The 19,121-nt window shown below is 29.7% G+C and carries 15 protein-coding genes, 1 pseudogene and 1 riboswitch; of the genes and pseudogenes, 9 read left to right on the top strand and 7 right to left on the bottom strand.

Annotated elements, in window-relative coordinates; genetic code table 11:
• Window positions 1-91 precede the first annotated feature (91 nt).
• A complete protein-coding gene (locus L988_RS07660; protein WP_047383114.1) occupies window positions 92-502 on the bottom strand; it encodes a hypothetical protein in 411 nt (136 codons plus the stop codon).
• Between the two features lie 153 nt (window positions 503-655).
• Between L988_RS07660 and L988_RS07655 the strand changes: the two genes are divergently transcribed.
• From L988_RS07655 to L988_RS07620, 7 genes and pseudogenes are all read left to right on the top strand, one after another.
• Window positions 656-1,651, top strand: a complete 996-nt coding sequence (locus L988_RS07655) for a LacI family DNA-binding transcriptional regulator (RefSeq protein WP_047383112.1) — start codon at window positions 656-658, stop codon at window positions 1,649-1,651.
• A 52-nt stretch (window positions 1,652-1,703) separates the two neighbouring features.
• A complete protein-coding gene (locus tag L988_RS07650) occupies window positions 1,704-2,690 on the top strand; it encodes a sialic acid TRAP transporter substrate-binding protein SiaP (protein WP_047383110.1) in 987 nt (328 codons plus the stop codon).
• A 30-nt stretch (window positions 2,691-2,720) separates the two neighbouring features.
• Window positions 2,721-4,549, top strand: a pseudogene (locus L988_RS07640) (TRAP transporter large permease subunit).
• A gap of 23 nt (window positions 4,550-4,572) precedes the next feature.
• A complete protein-coding gene (locus L988_RS07635; protein WP_047383107.1) occupies window positions 4,573-5,442 on the top strand; it encodes an N-acetylneuraminate lyase in 870 nt (289 codons plus the stop codon).
• 11 nt (window positions 5,443-5,453) lie between these two features.
• Window positions 5,454-6,353, top strand: coding sequence for an ROK family protein (locus tag L988_RS07630; RefSeq protein WP_047383105.1), 900 nt, complete (start codon window positions 5,454-5,456; stop codon window positions 6,351-6,353).
• A 171-nt stretch (window positions 6,354-6,524) separates the two neighbouring features.
• A riboswitch (glycine riboswitch) is annotated at window positions 6,525-6,619 on the top strand.
• Window positions 6,620-6,745: 126 nt separating this feature from the next.
• Complete coding sequence (locus L988_RS07625) at window positions 6,746-8,125, top strand: sodium:alanine symporter family protein (RefSeq protein ID WP_047383104.1); 1,380 nt, start codon at window positions 6,746-6,748, stop codon at window positions 8,123-8,125.
• Window positions 8,126-8,255: 130 nt separating this feature from the next.
• Window positions 8,256-8,558 carry an FMN-binding protein gene (locus L988_RS07620; protein ID WP_047383103.1) on the top strand — a complete coding sequence of 101 codons (303 nt, stop codon included), beginning with the start codon at window positions 8,256-8,258 and terminating at the stop codon, window positions 8,556-8,558.
• A gap of 42 nt (window positions 8,559-8,600) precedes the next feature.
• On the opposite strand, the gene L988_RS07615 is transcribed toward L988_RS07620, so the two are convergent.
• The 6 genes from L988_RS07615 to L988_RS07590 form a co-directional block, all read right to left on the bottom strand.
• A complete protein-coding gene (locus tag L988_RS07615; RefSeq protein WP_231549830.1) occupies window positions 8,601-9,533 on the bottom strand; it encodes an EpsG family protein in 933 nt (310 codons plus the stop codon).
• Between the two features lie 83 nt (window positions 9,534-9,616).
• The gene (locus L988_RS07610; protein ID WP_047383100.1) at window positions 9,617-10,228 is read right to left on the bottom strand and encodes a hypothetical protein; all 612 of its coding nucleotides are present in this window, start codon (window positions 10,226-10,228) and stop codon (window positions 9,617-9,619) included.
• 75 nt (window positions 10,229-10,303) lie between these two features.
• A complete protein-coding gene (locus L988_RS07605) occupies window positions 10,304-11,134 on the bottom strand; it encodes an energy-coupling factor transporter transmembrane protein EcfT (protein ID WP_047383098.1) in 831 nt (276 codons plus the stop codon).
• Complete coding sequence (locus L988_RS07600; protein WP_047383097.1) at window positions 11,134-12,822, bottom strand: ABC transporter ATP-binding protein; 1,689 nt, start codon at window positions 12,820-12,822, stop codon at window positions 11,134-11,136. Before L988_RS07600 ends, L988_RS07605 begins: the two co-directional genes overlap by 1 nt.
• Before the next feature lie 14 nt (window positions 12,823-12,836).
• Window positions 12,837-13,436 carry an ECF-type riboflavin transporter substrate-binding protein gene (locus tag L988_RS07595; RefSeq protein WP_052191749.1) on the bottom strand — a complete coding sequence of 200 codons (600 nt, stop codon included), beginning with the start codon at window positions 13,434-13,436 and terminating at the stop codon, window positions 12,837-12,839.
• On the bottom strand, window positions 13,433-14,098 hold the full coding sequence (locus L988_RS07590; RefSeq protein WP_047383095.1) for a M48 family metallopeptidase: 666 nt from the start codon (window positions 14,096-14,098) through the stop codon (window positions 13,433-13,435). Before L988_RS07590 ends, L988_RS07595 begins: the two co-directional genes overlap by 4 nt.
• 196 nt (window positions 14,099-14,294) lie before the next feature.
• Here L988_RS07590 and L988_RS07585 point away from each other — a divergent pair, with 196 nt between their 5' ends.
• Both L988_RS07585 and L988_RS07580 read left to right on the top strand, forming a co-directional pair.
• Window positions 14,295-17,246 carry a glycoside hydrolase family 2 TIM barrel-domain containing protein gene (locus L988_RS07585; RefSeq protein WP_047383093.1) on the top strand — a complete coding sequence of 984 codons (2,952 nt, stop codon included), beginning with the start codon at window positions 14,295-14,297 and terminating at the stop codon, window positions 17,244-17,246.
• A 121-nt stretch (window positions 17,247-17,367) separates the two neighbouring features.
• Window positions 17,368-18,972, top strand: coding sequence for an ABC-F family ATP-binding cassette domain-containing protein (locus L988_RS07580; RefSeq protein WP_047383091.1), 1,605 nt, complete (start codon window positions 17,368-17,370; stop codon window positions 18,970-18,972).
• The last annotated feature ends 149 nt before the right edge of the window (window positions 18,973-19,121 follow it).

Raw genomic sequence — 19,121 nt, 5'->3', positions numbered from 1 at the left:
AAGTTAGATAATTTAATATTACCCCAACTTGAAGGTTTACACAAATATTTAATTAGACCCGGACATAAGTCCACTTTTATTTTTTATAATTTTAGATACCTTCTGAAATAGCCCAAGCTAATTCATCTTTCATTTGATTAAAATTCTTTAATCTTTTAAGTTCAACCATTTCACCAAATAATTTTAATTGGAAATTACCAATAAGAGCGATATTATCTTTTAGATCAACGCTTCTTCTTCCATAAGTAAGATTTCTTTTTTCAACTTCATCACCAACACGAACAAGAAGCATTCCTTTATTAAATCCTAAAATTTCAACTTCTGATACTCTATCAAAGAATTCGTTTTCAATTTTTCTTTCTTTTCTAGCTTCAGCATTTACTCTTTTATTTTCAGCTCTTCTTCTATCTTCTTTGGCTTTAACAATTCTTTTAGCTTTTTTTAAATTTTTAAGTTCATTATATTCTGTACCTTTTGGTTTAGTTTTACTAATAACTTTCATAAATATTCTCCTCTCAAAACTTCTTTTATCATAATATTATAAATGCTTTTACAAATTTTTACAAGAATAATTAAAAAAAATTTTGACAAATCCCAAAAAATGTTGTATTAAATTAATAACGAACATGTTCACGAGAACAAAGGTAGGTGTAAAATGGTAACTCAAGAAGATTTAGCTAAAAAATTGGGAATTACAAGAACTACTGTGGCTAGGGCACTCAATGGAAGTAAAAATATAAAGCTAGAAACAAAAGAGAAAGTGCTTCAATTAGCAAAAGAGTTAGGATATGAAAAAAATTATTTAGGAAGCACATTAGCAATAAAAGAAAAGAAAAAAATTGTTGCTATAATAGCTAAGTCAATTAACGAGGAGTATTCTAAAAAAATAAAAGCAGGCTTAAAAGATTTTGAAGATGAGGTCAAAGCTTATGGAGTAAAGATAAAAATTTTAGAAGTTGATATAAGCGACAGAGTCGGTCAAATTGAAATTCTAAAAAAAAATTTAGATAAAAAAATTCACGGATTAATATTAACTCCTTTAGATACTGAAGAGATATTAAAAGTGATTTTACCATCAATTAACGAACTACATGTTGTTTCTATTGGAAAGGAACTCTCAAGTGAGATAACATACATAGACTCGAGATATACAAAGTCGGGTAGAATAGCTGCAAATATAATGTCAAATATTGCGGTAAAAAATGGTAAGATTTTAGTAATTGATGGTGGAGATGATTTAATGTCTTCTAAAAAATATTTAAAAGGATTTACCACAAAATTAGACGAGATACAAAAAAGTTATATAGGACCTGTTAAAATAGAGAGTTTATTAGACAATAAAGAGAGAGTTTTAGATTATCTTTCGAATGATATAGAAGGAATATATATAAATCGATATGCGCCGGAAATTATCGAATACTTAGGGGAAGTAAAAAAAGATAATTATAAATTTGTAACAAATGGTTTTAATGAAAAAATACGGGGATTACTAGAAAGCAATAAGGTTATTGCAACAGTATCAGAAGATTTCTACAATCAAGGATATACAGCCGGAAAAAGAATTTTTGAATTATTATATAAAACAGATATAAAAAGATCTCAGAGGTTTCAAACTAAAATAGACATCATTTTTAGAGAGAGTTTAGATTAGTTCTGAGGTTATTATATATAGTCAAAAATAAGTTTTAAGGGAGGAAGATTTAATGAAGAGAGTGTTAAAAGTAGCAGGATTAACGTTAGTTTTTGGAATGGTAGCATTTGGGGCGAATGAAAAAGTTTATAAATTAAAAATGGGGTTAGTTGCAAATACAAGTTCAAATGAATATAAGGCAGCAGAAACTTTCGCAAATCATTTAAAAGAAAAATCAAATGGTCAACTAATAGTAGAGTTATATCCAGGAGCTCAATTAGGTGACGATAGATCGATGCTTGAACAGCTATCTGCTGGGGTTTTAGATTTAGGATTTGCAGAAATTTCAAGATTTAATATATTTTTCCCAGAAGCTCAAGTGTATTCACTTCCATATGTAATTGAAGATTTTGATCATATGAAAAGAGCATCATTTGACACAACTTTTGGTAAAAATTTACAAAAGAAAATAAAAGATAATTTAAATATAGAAATTTTATCACAAGCGTATAATGGAACAAGACAAACTACGTCAAATAGACCAATTAATTCTTTAGAAGATATGAAAGGATTAAAGTTAAGAGTTCCAAGAGCTGATTCAAACTTAGAATATGCTAAAAATACGGGAGCATCACCAACACCAATGGCATTCTCAGAGGTATATTTGGCACTACAAACAAATTCGGTTGATGGTCAAGAAAATCCTTTATCAGCTATAAGAGCTCAAAAATTCTATGAAGTTCAAAAATATTTAGCAATGACTAATCATATATTAAATGATCAACTATATTTAGCAAGTGGGTCTTCAATGAAAAAATTACCTCAAAACTTACAAGATTTAATTAAATCAGAATCTGAAATTGCAGCACAATATCATACAAAGTTATTTGTAGATGAAGAAGCAAGTATAATTGATTTCTTTAAAGAGCAAGGGGTAACAGTTACAACTCCAGATTTAGAACCATTTAGAAAAGCTATGCAACCATTCTATGAAGTATATATAAAAAATAATGGAAAATTAGGAAAAGAAGCTTTAGATGAGATAAATTCAGTAAGATAAGAGAGTAATTTGTGAGTATAGGAGTTGAATATGAATATAAGAAAAATTTTTGATAACATTGAAGAGATTGTAGGTGCAATACTTTTTATAACAATGTTTGCTATTCTAATAGCACAAATCATCTTTAGACAAGTATTTGACTCTCCTCTTATATGGAGTGAAGAGTTAGCTATTCTACTATTTACATATACTGGGATGTTAGGTGTAAGTATTGGAGTGAAACATAGGCAACATGTTTTTATAGATTTTTTATACAATAAATTTTCAGGAAGAGGATTAAAAATAGCCAACACATTTATTCAATCAGTTGTATTCATCTCTTTGCTTGCAATGATTCAAATAGGATATAGGTTATTTTTAAGAAAAAAGATATTTCAATTGATAGCGTTAAAAATATCTTCGGGATGGATGTACGCAGCACTACCTTTAATTGCTTTACTTATGTTAATCAGATTTATTCAGGTTTTAATTCAGGATTATAAAACTGGGAAATTTATAATAGAGCCTAAAAATCTAAATATTGAAGAAGAAAAGGATTCTGAAACAGTAGAGGATGAAAAGGTGGTGAAAGAAGAATGGTAACAATACTAACATTTTTATCGTGGTTTGGACTTATCTTTGTAGGGGTTCCAGTAGGATTTTCTTTAGTTTTTGCGACATTACTATTCTTCGCATTAACTGATTGGAATGTAGTTTACTTTGTAGGTTCACTATTAGTTGATAGTTTGGATAGCTTTAGTTTATTAAGCGTTCCATTCTTTGTTTTGACTGGTGTTTTGATGAATAGTTCTGGAATAACAGAGAGAATATTTAGATTTGCAAAGGCTTTATTAGGTCATTATACAGGTGGAATGGGTCATGTTAATATATTTGCAAGTTTGATATTTTCAGGGATGTCTGGATCAGCATTAGCTGATGCAGGAGGATTGGGGCAACTTGAGATAAAAGCTATGAGAGATGAAGGGTATGATGATGATTTATGTGGAGGATTAACTGCAGCATCGTGTATCATCGGTCCTTTAGTGCCACCAAGTATAACAATGATTATATACGGAGTTATAGCCGATCAATCAATAGCAAGATTATTTTTAGGAGGATTTGTTCCTGGAATTATTTTAACCTTTGCTTTGATGATAATGAATTATTTTATTTGTAAAAAAAGAGGTTATAAAAGAGCTCCAAAAGCTACTATGCAAGAGAGATTAATATCTTTCAAAGAGTCGTTTTGGGCTTTACTTACTCCATTTATAATAATCGGTGGAATTTTCTCGGGATACTTTACCCCAACAGAAGCGGCCGTAATTGCAACTTGTTATTCAATGGCTTTAGGATTCTTTGTATATAAAGAACTGACAGTACAGGGATTTGTTAAAGATGTTATTGAAACTATAAAGATAAGTGGAGTAACAGTTTTAATGATAATGGGAGTAACTTTCTTTGGACAAGTTATAGCAAGAGAGCAGATTTCTATGAAAATTGCAGAAGTATTTTTAACATTTGGTAAATCGCCATTGATGGTTTTAATAATGATAAATCTACTTTTAATTTTCTTGGGAACATTTATAGAGGCGTTAGCTCTGCAGGTATTAGTTTTACCGATGCTAATTCCGGTTGTTATTCAATTTGGAATTGACCCGGTATTTTTCGGAGTTATAAGTACATTGAATTTAATGATTGGAATATTAACTCCACCGATGGGAATGGCCCTTTTCGTAGTATCACGGGTTGGAAAAATTCCAGTGAGTACAATAACCAAAGGGGTAATACCATTTTTGGTTCCAATAATTATAACTTTAATTATTTTAACAATTTTCCCACAAATAGTTTTATTTGTACCAAATTTAATATTAGGAGCATAAATTAAAAATTCTGGAGGAACAAGATGAAAGGTATTTATTCAGCATTACTTATTTCGTTTGATGAAAATGGAAATTTAGATGAAAAAGGAACAAGAAATATTGTTAGATATAATATTGACGTTATGATGGTTGATGGACTTTATGTAGGTGGAAGTACTGGTGAGAATTTTATGATTTCAACAGAGATGAAGAAAAGAATTTTTGAGATTGTAAAAGATGAAGCTAAAAATGACGTAAAATTGATAGCACAAGTAGGTTCTATAGATTTATATGAAGCTGTTGAATTAGGAAAATATGCAACTAGCTTAGGGTATGATTCACTATCAGCGGTAACACCATTCTATTATAAGTTTGATTTTGAAGAGATAAAAAATTATTATATGACAATTGTAAACGAAACAAATAACAATATGATAATCTATTCAATTCCATTTTTAACTGGAGTAAATATGAGTGTTGATCAGTTTGGAGAGCTTTTATGTCATGAAAAAATAATTGGAATAAAGTTTACAGCTGGAGATTTCTATTTATTAGAAAGAGTTAGAAAAACATTCCCTAATAAACTAATATATGCTGGATTTGATGAGATGTTACTTCCAGCAGTAGCGCTAGGAGTGGATGGAGCAATTGGAAGTACTTATAATGTAACAGGAAAAATAGCAAAAGAGATATTTAATTTAGTTCAAGAGGGAGACCTTCTTCTAGCGAGAGAAAAACAGACTTATTTGAACGATATAATTGAAGCAATATTAAAGAATGGATTATATCAAACAATAAAAGAGATTTTAAAATTAAAAGGTGTAGATGCAATAGGATATTGTAGATTACCGATGAAAAAACTTTCAGCAGAGAAAGTTGAAGCAGCAAAAGAGATTGGAAGAAATTTTTTATAGGAGCAGATGAAATGAACATAGTAGCCATAGATATTGGAGGAACAGAAATAAAATATGGCTCAGTAGGGACTGGAGGAGAAGTTATCTTCTCCTCATCTTTACCAACTGAGGCAAATAGAGGAGTAGAGCAACTATTAGAAAAAATATTTAAAATAGTTGATGAACTAAAAAATCATAAAACAGTTGGAATTGCAGTTTCAGCGACTGGTCAGATTGACGGTAAGATAGGAAAGGTTGTTGGTGGAACAAACTTAATTCCAGGATGGATAGGAACAAACTTAGTTCAAATATTAGAGGATAGATATGGCTTACCAGCAGTTTTAGAAAATGATGTTAATTGTGCTGCCCTAGGAGAGATGTGGATGGGAGCAGCAGCAGGGAAAGAGAATTTTATTTGTTTGACAATAGGAACAGGAATTGGTGGAGGAGTTGTTTTAAATGGAGAACTCTTAAGAGGAGAAGGAAGTGTAGCAGCAGAGTTTGGACATATTCAAATTGTAAAAAATGGAGTTCAATGTGGTTGTGGAAACAAGGGATGCTATCAAGGATATGCTTCAACAACAGCACTTTTAAGAATGGCAGAAGAAAAATTTTGTAAAAAATTAAACGGTAAAGAGATCTTTGAAGAGGTTCATAAAAATAACGTTGAATATAAAGAATTAGTTCATGAATGGGCAGATTATTTTACAGATGGACTAGCGACTTTAATATATATATTTAATCCTTCTCTTATTGTTATAGGTGGAGGAGTATCTAAGCAAGGTGATTTTTTAAAAGATATTTTCCAAAAAAGTTTAGAACAAAAAGTAATGAAAAACTACTTAGATATACTACAGATTAAAATGGCTGAGAGAGGCAATGACGCCGGTATGTTAGGGGCTTCACACCTATTATTGAAAAAAATAAAATAAAAAGTTCAAAAAAAGTTATTGACAAAAAAAACTTTTCATTTTACAATAGATTCCATATAAGATTAACAAAAATTGAATAGAAAATCGGTTGAAGGTATAGGGAGAGTGTCAGAGATGACCACCGAAGAAGTGAATCTTTCAGGTTAGTTGAAAAACTTGAGGACCTATACTGGACGAGCCTCTGGAGAGACTCTATGAGCACCGAAGGAGCAAACCCAAAAGAAATTTTGGACTAAACTCTCAGGTAAAAGGACAGAGGAATTATGCAATAAAAGTTTTTGTATTGACTATTTTTTGTGTATAATTCTTTTTTAATTCCAGAAGGTATTTTTTGAAATACCTTCTTTTTTTATTCAATTTTGCATTTAAAAAAATTTTTAGGAGGAATTCAAATGCAAGATATTGTAACTAGTGTAAACAGTTTTTTATGGGGGAATTTTTTAATTGTATTACTTATGGGAACGGGGATTTATTTTACTTTAAAATTGAATTTTATTCAAATTAGAAAATTTAAAGAGGGAATAAAGCACGTAACAGGATCAATTAATTTGAACGGTAAAGCAGCAGATAAAAATGGAATGTCATCATTCCAAGCTTTAGCTACAGCAGTAGCGGCCCAAGTTGGAACAGGAAATTTAGCAGGAGCAGCAACAGCTATAGCTTCGGGAGGACCGGGAGCGATATTCTGGATGTGGGCAAGTGCATTTTTCGGAATGGCAACAGTTTATGTAGAAGCAATATTAGGACAAGTTTTCAAAAAAAGAGTAGATGGACAAGTAACAGGTGGGCCAGCATACTATATAGAAAACTCAATAAAGAATAAAAAGTTAGCAAAAGGGTTATCATATTTCTTTGCAATGGCATGTATAGGTGCTCTAGGACTTATGGGTAATGCGGTTCAGGCCAATTCAATTTCAGCAGCTTTTGGACATGCTTTTGGAGCATCTCCAGCTTTAGTGGGAATTGTAGTTTCAGTTTTAGCAGGATTTGTATTCTTTGGAGGAATAAAAAGAATAGCATCGGTAACAGAAAAAATTGTTCCCGTAATGGCAGGATTGTATATATTAGCTTGTCTAATAATAATAATGATAAATTATAAGGAAATAATACCAGCAGTAACGTCTATTTTCTATTCAGCTTTCAATCCTCAGGCAGCTTTTGGAGGAGCTATGGGAGTTAGCGTAAAGCAAGCTGTTAGATATGGAGTTGCAAGAGGTTTATTCTCAAATGAAGCAGGGATGGGATCAACACCTCATGCTCATGCAATAGCAAAGGTATCACATCCAGGAGAGCAAGGAATTGTAGCTGTAATAACAGTTTTCATAGATACTTTTATAGTTTTAACAGGAACAGCGTTAGTAATATTAACATCTAAAGTATCTTTGGCTTCTGGAGCTGGAATCGTATTAACTCAAGGAGCTTTTGCTAAAACTTTAGGAACATTTGGAGAAGTATTTATAGCGATTTGTTTACTGTTCTTTGCATTCTCAACAATAGTAGGATGGTATTTCTTCGGAGAAGCAAATGTGAGATACATCTTTAAAAATAAAAAATCAGTTAATGTTTACAGAGCAGTAGTAATGATTATGATTGTTATAGGATCAGTAATGAAGGTTGAATTAGTTTGGGAATTAGCTGATATGTTTAATGGAATGATGGTTCTTCCGAATTTAATAGCATTACTAGCACTAGGAAAATATGCTAGAAATGCTATGAAAGAGTATGATGTTCTTCCAGAAAATGAGATAGGAAAAGAAGCCGTAACATTATAGCTTAAAAATTGAGTTGAAAATGAGTTAAAAGTGATTAAAATTGGAATTAAGTGTATTTCTTTCTTGACATAAAATGGTAGTATACAGTATAATCCATATTAAGATTAACGATTAAGAAGGGTGGATTATTATGAAAAAGTTTTTAATATCAATGTTAGTAATGTTATCAACAGTGGCATTAGCTGAAGTAAAAGAAGGAACTGGATTAGGATATGCAGATGATATAAAAGTTGCGGTAACAATGGATGGAGATAAAATAACAGCTATAGAAGTAAAAGAAAATAGCGACACTCCAGGAATTTCGAATCCAGCAATTGAAGAGTTAACAAAAAGAGTTATTGAAGCACAATCGTCACAAGTAGATGTAGTAGCAGGAGCTACTTACACTTCTGAAGGATTCTTAGAAGCAGTAAATAACGCAACAGGTAAATAGTTAGTTGAATAAAGCTGAGATGTAAGATCGTCTCAGCTTTTTTTATATTAACCAAGTATTATAGTTATAAATCGCATAAGCTGTTACAGTGTCATAATATTTAAAAGTTAGATATAGAAGTAGAGTTATAAAAAGAAGATTTCGAATAAATTTATTTTCGATTCGAGATAAAATAAATGGAATAGTAATAAAAATTCCAACTCTAAAATATTCTAAAAATCTTAAAATAATAGCAAATCTATAAAAGCTTATGAAAATAAAAAGAGCAAAGATATTCAAATTTATAAACAGATTTTCTTTTGAATCAGCAATTTTGATAAAAAATAAACTAATAAAAACAATTATAAATAGTTCTGAAAACTCATAAAAATTGCCGGATTCAATTATGTGAGAGTATCTATTTAAACGCTCGCTCAATCCCAAAAAGTTTATATTTAATTTAAAGATTAAATATGAGATAGGATTGATAATTACACCCATTCCTAATAGATAGATTAAAGAATTTTTAGTTTGTTTATAGTTAAGAAAAAAATACAATGGATATAAAATAATAGCTGTTTTGTGAAAAAGACAGGCTATAGTAATTAAGCAAAAATAAATTATTAGTTTTCTTTGGAGAATATATTTTAAACTTATCCAAAATATTAAAATTGAAATGAAATTTCGAATAATTGTAAAATTATGCCAATAGTAAAAAGTTGATAAATATATTAAAAAAGATAAAGTAGGATACATACTGTAGGTAATAAAAATTTTATAAATAATAAAATTAAAAATTAAGCTTAAAAAAAATAAGAAATAGTTATAATCTAATCCAATAAATTTTGAAAAATCTTTTAAAATAAGAAATAATTTTTCATATCCATATGGATTTTGAAAATATGGAAGCTCATAAAAATATTTATAAACGTGATAGTCATATCCACCAACATTGATTCTGCTACCTGTGAATAGAATCAAAATACTTAAAGGCATAATTAAAATCTGTTTTTCGTAGATATCTTCTGTAAAAAAAATAGAATAGAATAAAAAAATTCCAAAAATACTCAGAACAAAAATCATACTTCATCAATCCTCTCTTTTAAAATAGATATAGTTAAAGAAATAAAAAAAGATAAAATAAATCCATAAAATATTATTAAATAACGCTTATCAACTATTTCAACTTTATCAGCTTCAATAATTAAAGGAAATGATATCATAGGATTTTTAATTAAATTGTAAATTTTTATTTTTTTCTCTTCTTCTTCAATTGATAAAAGTTTATCGTTTAAAAAACTTGTATTAATTTTTAAAAGTTCAGATAAAAAATTGTTAACCTCATTTATAGGAGTAGTGGAATCAAAAGCTTTAGCAGTAATTGTATATATACCGTTACCATTATTCAATGATAATTTTAAAGAATCTTTTTTGATTAAACTAGGAATATAAAGTCCACCATCGCCAGGAGTAAAACTTTCATAAGTAATTATTCCATTTACATCAGTTTTAGTTATTTTAGTTTGCCCATCAGGTTCAATATATTTAAAAAATCCTTTTGCTGAATAAGTGATAGGTTTTATACTATAAATATAACCTGTAAAAGATATACATATAAAAAAGATTGTAAGAAAAATTTTCATATTTTTTTCATTAATTTTAAAAGCTGATTTGACATAGAAACCTCCCATAAGATTTTTTCTCCTATATTTAAATACCACAAAAATAAAAAAAACCTCCTAAAAAGAGGTTCTTTACTAGATATATTAATTAAAAGGATACCAGAATCCTTTTAAAACATATATTTTTAAATATATAGATAAAACTAAAAGTAAAATCATTAAAATTAAACTTATAAAGTCAATTTTTCCATATTTTTGAGAACTATACCAAGTTCTTTTATTTTTATGGCCAAAACCTCTTAAATCCATGGCATTAGAAATAACTTCAACTCTATTTAGAGATGAAAGTACTAGTGGGAATAGGATTGTATTGTAATTTCTAAGCCTTGTTAAAATATTTGCATCCTCTTTTCTGAAAGCCACTCCTCTAGCTTCTTGTGCATGCATAATATTTTTGAATTCATCTCTTACATCAGGAATATATCTAAGAGCAATATTTATAGCGTAAGCAACTTTGTACGAAACTCCAATTTTATTTAAACTACTTGCAAATTTACTTGGATGAGTTGTAAATATAAACAGCATCATTATAGGAAAAACAGCAAGATATTTCATAGAAAGAGTTAGAGCAAACCAAACAGTTTCTAATGAAAGGGTAATTCCCTTGATTGTTAAAAGTGCAGTGGTAGTACCAGTTAAAGTTGAACCATATTCGGGAGTTACAACTATTAGGAATAGAGAATTCAAAATAGTAAAGATAACAATAAATTGGAATAATGGTTTTATTGATTTAAAAGGGATTTTAGCAACATTTAAAAGTGTCATTCCAACAATGAAAAATGTTACAAATATCCTAAAATCATTAAATAAAAACACTGAAGCAGTCCAGACAAGAAGTAGTAAGAATTTTATACTTCCATCTATTGAATGTATAGCAGAATCTTTATCAATATATAAAGTACCAGCTCTAGACATTACTTAGCACCTCCTATATTTTCAAAGTTAATAAATGAATTCATTAGTATTTCTGAATTCAACTCCATTATTTGAGCCATTTGTGAAAGAGATGTTTCTTTTAAATTAGATTTTTCCATCAACTCTTTTTCACCTAAAATAATTGTAGGAGTGTTATTTGCAGCAATATTTCCATTACATAAAACTACTGCTCTATTAGCATATTCTAAAGCAAGATGCATATCGTGAGTTATAAGAATAATTCCAACCCCATTTTTAGCAACCTCCTTAATGAAGCTCATAAACTCTTTATATCTTTTATAATCCTGTCCTGCAGTAGGCTCGTCTAAAATCAAAACTTCAGGTTCTAAAGCTAAAATAGCAGCAATTGTTAGCCTTTTTTTCTGTCCATAACTAAGAGATGTAACAGGCCAATGTCTAAATTCATGAAGACCACAAATTTCTAAAGATTTTTCAGCTTTTTCAATATAATTTTTAATACCTCTTATTTTTAATCCAAACTGAACCTCTTCAAGAAGAGTTTCTTGTGTTATCATATGATTTGGATTTTGCATAACAAATCCTATTTTTTCTCCTCTTCTTTTGATACTCTCTTTAATAATACTTTTATTAAGAAGAACTATATCTCCAGAAGTTTCTTTTTCAATTCCAGTTATAACCTTACAAAGAGTAGACTTTCCAGCTCCATTGTTTCCTAAAAGAGCTAAGATTTCACCTTTATTAACAGAGAAGTTTACATTTTTTAATATAGATTTCTCTTCATTATAAGAAAAACATATATTTTTAATATCTAAAATATTTTCTTTGAATTCATTCTTTTTAATTTTAATAGAATCACACCATTTTTTTACTTTTTCAATATTTTCAGGAGTTCCAATTTCTGTAATTGGATAGATAGAATCTTTTTCTAAATCAACACCAGAATATTTTAAAGCTTCAATATAAAGAGGTTCTCTAAGACCATATTTTCTGAAAATATCTTTTCTGAATAGTTCTTCAGGAGTTCCGTTAGCAACAACCTCCCCTTTATTTAAAACAATAACTCTATCGAAATCTTGCTCTAAAACATCTTCTATTCTGTGTTCGATAACGATAATTGTTTTTCCTGTCTTCTTTTGAATATCACAGATAAGTTTCATAGCATGTTTTCCACTATATGGGTCAAGGTTTGCTAGAGGTTCATCAAAAAGAAGGATATCAGCAGAACTTCTCATTATTCCAGCCAAAGATACAGATTGTTTTTGTCCACCAGAAAGTTCTTGTGGACTATGATTTATAAAATTATCCATAGCAACAGTCGATAGTGCATTTTTAGTATCTCTAATCATCTCCTCTTGTGGAACAAGATTATTTTCATCAATGAAAGAAACATCCTCTCCAACAGTTAGACCTATAAATTGTCCATCTTGATCTTGTAAAACTGTACCAACATTTTTACTGATATCAAAAATACTTGTTTCGTAAGGTTCTATACCATTAACAGTTAAAGTTCCTTTGAAACCTCCCTCTTTAGAAAAGGGAACAATACCATTTAAACAGCTTCCAAGAGTAGATTTTCCACTACCACTTGGTCCAGCAATTAGAACTTTTTCACCCTTTTTAATCTCTAAATTGATATTTTTTAGAGTTGGTTCTAATTGATTTACATATTTAAAAGTAAAATCTTTAAATTCTACTACGTTAATCATCTATACTCCTTTAATTAATCTTCTATTTTTAAATTTGAATATTTTCTTTTTCTAGCTGCAATTCCAAGAATAATAGGAATACCTAAGGCAGCAGTAACAACAAAGTTTGTAAATGTAGCTAAAGCTATTTGAATCCAAACTTTCTGAGCAGGTTCACCATAAAAATACACGTCTCCGACATATGCAGCAAGTCCAGCAGCAATCATTCCTAAGATTGAGTACACGTACATCTTAAAGATATGGAACTTAGTAACGTGTCCTGTTTCTAAAGAGAAACTTTTATCCAGTGCAATCATTCCTCCAAAAAGTCCAATAACAGCTGAAAGGAATACCCAACTAAACCAAACACTTCCCCACATAATCATATCATTTAAAGCATGCCCAACAAATCCAACAAAAAACCCAACAACAGGTCCAAATATAGCTCCAAAAATTGTAAGAAGAGCAACAGCTATTCTAAATGATGTGTTAGGACCAACAGGGATAGCTACTCCAGAAAGAACACTGTACAGTGCAGCTCCAATACCTATTGCAACAACATTTTTTGTAGAAAATAGTTCAGTTTTTTTTACATAATATCTGAATCCATCTTCTCCAATATACTTTTTAATCATATTTTGTCCAACCTTTCTTTTCTAATCTTCCAATCAGGCATATAGATTTTTATAAAATCCCAAAACTCTTTTTGATGATGCGGATATCTTAAATGAGCTACCTCATGTAGACAAACATAATCAATACACTCTTGAGGCTTTCGAATAAGTTCTAAGTTCAGTGTAATAATCTTACTTAGATACCGACAAGATCCCCAACGACGTTTCATTCTTCGAATTTTAAAATCTAAAAAATTTTCACCGATAAGATTACTATATTTATTTAAAGATATTTTAAAAATTTCTGAGGCTTTTTCTTTGTACCAATTATATAGAAGAGTTTCTATATTTTTTTCAGTTATCTCTTTGTTAGTAAAAATTATTAAAGAGTCTTTATCAACTTCAATTTTATTAGAGGTACTAGTAAAAATTTTTAAAATATAATTTTTTCCAAGATACTCTATATTGTCTCCATTTTTATATGATTTGTCAACTGCTTTAACTGGATTTTTTTTTATTTTTTCGAGATTTTTTAGAATCCATTCATTCTTAGATTTAAGAAAAGATTCAATAAAATCGTTTGTTGTTCTTTTGGGAACTGAAAGAGTAACTGTACCATCACCTTTAACTTTGAGAATAATATTTTTTATATTTTTTTTAGTAATAATGACATTGTACTTCATCTAATCACCTTCAAAATTTTGTCAATTGAGTATATTTTACCACAATACTTTGATTTGCCAAATAAAAAATAATATGAAATGAACTTTTTTTAATAAGTTAATAAAGTTTTTGATAACTTTTTGTAGTTAATTGCTATATTTAGTAAATTATGATTATATATTAGTAATTTAATTTAAATAAGTAGGGGAGGATTTTATGGAAAATTTACATAATCCAAGAGTTTTTAAAATAAATAGGTTAAGTGCACATTCAAATCATAAATATTCAGGTCTAAATATAGAATGGAAAAAATCTTTAAATGGTATTTGGGATTTTTCATACTGTGATTCACCAAATTGGTCAAAAATAAAAGTCCCAGGACATATGGAACTTCAGGGGTATGGAGAGCCACAATATGTAAATACAATGTATCCTTGGGATGGAAGAGAAAATTTAGAACCTGGGGAGGTTCCAAAAGAGTTCAATCCATTTGGTATCTATAAAAAAGAAGTAGTTATTCCAAAAGATTGGAAAGACAGACCAGTTTATATCTCTTTCCAAGGAGTAGAGTCGTGTTTAGAACTTTATTGTAATGATGAGTTTGTGGGTTACAGTGAGGATAGTTTTACACCGAGTGAGTTTGATTTAACACCATATATAAAGGAAGGAAAGGCAGAGATAAAAGCTAAAGTTTATAAGTGGTGTAGTGGAAGTTGGTTAGAAGACCAAGATTTCTGGAGATTAAGTGGAATATTTAGAGATGTTTATTTATGCTCGACACCTGAGGTTCATATAAAAGATATGTTTATAATATCAGACTTAGGAAATGGATTTAAAAAAGCCATTTTAAAAAATATCTTAAAGATAGAAAGTGAAAAGGAAACAACTGTTGATATTGAGATGCAGCTTTTAGACAAAAATGAAGTTGTTTTAAGTGTTGAAGAAAATAAATTGAAAATAGAGAAAAATTTAAAAATAGAATTATCAAAAAAGTTCGAGAATCCAAAATTATGGAGTGCAGAAAAGCCAAATCTTTATGAAGTAAGAGTTATAGTAAAGGACTCTTTGACTGGAAAAGTTATAGAGGAGTGTTCTCAAAACTTTGGATTTAGAAAATTTGAAATTGAAGATAAAATAATGAAAATAAATGGAGAACGTGTTGTTTTTAAAGGTGTAAATAGGCATGAATTTAGTTGTTATAACGGAAGAGCAGTAACAGAAGAGGATATGATTTGGGATATAAAATTCTTAAAAGCTAATAACTTCAATGCTGTTAGAACATCACACTATCCTAATCAAACTAGGTGGTATGAACTTTGTGATGAACACGGACTTTACGTTATAGATGAAGTAAACTTAGAAACACATGGAACTTGGCAAATTCTAGGACAACCTTGTCCAGAGAAAGTAATTCCAAATAACAATCCTGAATGGTTAGAAAATGTTATGGATAGAACTAAATCTATGTTTGAAAGAGATAAAAACTACTCTTCAGTTGTAATTTGGTCTTGTGGAAATGAGTCGTTTGGTGGAGAAAACATATTTAAAATGTCAGAATACTTAAGAGAGCTAGATAAAACTAGAGTTGTTCATTATGAAGGGGTATTCTGGGATAGAAGATATGATAAAACTTCAGATATGGAAAGTAGAATGTATGCAAAAGTTCATGAGATAGAAAAGTATTTACAAGAAACACCAGAAAAACCTTTTGTACTTTGTGAATACTCTCATGCTATGGGGAATTCAAATGGAGGGCTTCATAAATATACAGAGTTAGAAAGAAAATACCCTATGTATCAAGGTGGATTTATTTGGGACTACATAGACCAATCACTTATGAAAAAAGATCCATTTGGAAATGATTATTTAGCTTTTGGTGGAGATTTTGGAGATAGACCAACAGATTATAATTTCTGTGTAAATGGAATAATCTATGGAAATAGACGGATTTCACCAAAAGTTCAAGAGATAAAGCAATTATTCTCGGATTATAAAATAACAGTAACAGAAAAAAGCTTCACAATTTATAACGAAAGTTTATTTACGAATTGTAACGAGTATGAAACTAGAGTGAAACTATTAAAAAATGGAGTTTTAATTTCTGAAGATTCTTTAGAGTGTGCTGTTAAACCATTATCTGAGAAGGAGTTTAAGTTACATCTTCCGAAAATGAAAGATAGTGGAGAATATACGATTGAAGTTTCATTACATTTAAAAGAGGATAGATTCTATGCGTCTAAAGGTCATGAAATATGTTTTGGACAAAAAGTTTATAAAGTAGAAGCAAAACTAAAAAATAATTTAGAAGGAAAACCAACTTTAATAGATGGTGGATTTAATATAGGTATAAAAACTAAAAACTCAGAACTTATATTCTCGAAAGCTTATGGTGGATTAATCTCTTTAAAACTTTGTGGAAAAGAGTTTGTAGATGGTGTTGTGATGCCTAACTTCTGGAGAGCTTCAACTGATAATGATAGAGGAAATAAGATGCCATTTAGATATGCTCAATGGAAATTAGCTTCTAGTTATGCTAAGATGAACAGTGTTGAAACTTTTGAAAAGGAAAATTCTATCCAAATAAAGGCAACTTACGATTTACCTACAATTCCAGCAACAACAGTTGTTTTAAGCTATGAAGGATTTGCAGATGGAAAGATTAAAGTAACTATGGAGTATGATGGAGTTGAAGGATTATCAGATATGCCACTGTTTGGAATGAGCTATAAGTTGCCAAAAGAATACTCGGAAATAAAGTGGTATGGAATGGGACCAGAGGAAAACTATATAGATAGAGTTCATGGTGCCAGACTTGGAATATTTGAAAGTGATGTAGAAAAAAATATGAGTCAATATGTAATACCACAAGAGTGTGGAAATAGAATTGGAACGAGATGGGCAGAGATAACTGATAAAACGGGATTTGGAATAAAAGTTTCAGGTGATATTCCATTTGAATTCAGTGCCTTACCTTATACTGTAAATGAGATTGAAAGTGCATATCATCATTATGAGTTACCAAAATCACATTGTACAGCTTTAAATATAAATATGATTCAGATGGGAGTTGGAGGAGATGATTCTTGGGGAGCACCAACACATGATGAATATTTAGTTAGAAGTAATAAAAAATATGTATTTACATATACATTAGAAGCGAATATTTAATAGAAAAGCTAGAAGGGTTTTTACTCTTCTAGCTTTTCTTATTTTTCAAGGCTCATATTGCTAAAAAATATAAATCATGGTATAATAATACGTTAAATTTAATAGAAAATAGGAGATGAAAATGACTATAATAGAGTTTAAAAATGTATCGAAATCATTTTTTTCACAAAATTTATATAAACATGTAGATTTAGAAGTAAATTCTGGAGATAAAATAGCTCTTGTTGGAAACAACGGAACTGGAAAATCTACTTTAATAAAACTTCTAACTGGAGCAGAGTCACCAGATAGAGGAAGAGTAACTAGAGAAGAGGAAGCTGTTATAGCTTGCTTCGATCAATTTGGAAGATTGGATTTAGATAGCAATGTACAAGAGTTATTAAATTCACCGTTCCAAAAGGTAATGGCTGTTCAAGCAGAATTAGATGCAGTTTCAGCAGAGTTTACTGGAGATATGGATAACGATGAAAAAGTAATGGAGAAATATTCAAAGTTATCAGATGAGTTTGAAAGCTTAGGTGGATACTCATATATCCATATTCAATCAGAGTTCATTGAAACGTTTGAATTAACTGATAAGTTAGATAAAAAATTCAGAGAGTTAAGTGGAGGAGAAAGACAGTATATTAGATTAGCAACGACACTATTTAGTGATTCTGATTTAATAATTTTAGATGAGCCTCTATCGTTCTTTGATAAGAAAAAGACAGCTTGGTTAACAGATTATATAAATGGTAGTCCAAAAGCTTTCTTAGTAATATCACATAATGTTGATTTTATAAGAACTTTTGCAACTAAGATATTTGATATCGACAACTTTGAAGTTGGAGTTTACGAGTGTGACCACCAAAAATATTTAAAAGAGAAAAAAGTTAGAATAGCTGAAGGAAAAAAGAAAAATAGAGAAACTGAAGAGGTAATCGAAGAAACTCAAGACGCTATTGAAAGAAAATTAAAGTTACTAGAAAGATGTAATAATAAACATGCTCATGCTGTTATTTTAAGAAGAATGAGAAAAGAGTTAGAAAGACTTCAAAGAGAGAGAATCAAGTTCTCACCAGAGTACAAATATGACTATATCGATGCTCCAGAAGATGTTATGATAACTGGAAAAAAAGAGTTTGAAGGGCCAATCGTAGTTTTAAAAGATGTTATGAAAGAGTATCCAGATAAGATGCTATATAAAGATGCTAACTTAGTTGTAGATAGAGATACAAAAATATGTATCGTTGGAGAGAATGGTTCAGGAAAATCTACATTATTAAAGATTATTGCTGGATTAGATCAACCTACATCAGGTGAGGTATTTATAAATGAAAAAGCGACTGTTGCTTTCATAGAGCAAGATACAGTTTTCGCTAATGAAAATATGTATATCAAAGACTATTTAAAAGAGAAGACTGGATTGTCAGATGAGTTTATAGAGGCAGCGATAGATAACTTATATAACAATGAGCTAGAGTTCAGAGATAAGAGAATATTCATGTTATCAGGTGGAGAGAAAAAGAGATTAGAGATATTCACAAATACTTTAATGGAAACAGACCTACTTATAATAGATGAGCCTACAACATATATGGATGACTACTCTAGAACAGCTATAGCAAATATGTTATTAGATTATCCAGGAGCAGTTATATTAGTAAGCCATGATAAAGTTCTTATGAGAAGAATTGGATTTGTAACTTATGATATTCGTGATAAGAGATTTAGAATAAAAAATTAATAATTTTTTCAAAAAAGAAAAAAGTTATTGACATTATTTATAAATTATGATACAATTTTTTTGTCTTGAGGGATTCCTTCAAGACGTTAGCGGGAGTAGCTCAGTTGGTAGAGCGTCAGCCTTCCAAGCTGAATGTCGCGAGTTCGACC

The organism is Cetobacterium sp. ZWU0022 (assembly GCF_000800875.1).
GTDB lineage: Bacteria > Fusobacteriota > Fusobacteriia > Fusobacteriales > Fusobacteriaceae > Cetobacterium_A.
This window is presented reverse-complemented; position numbering and strand designations above follow the sequence as displayed.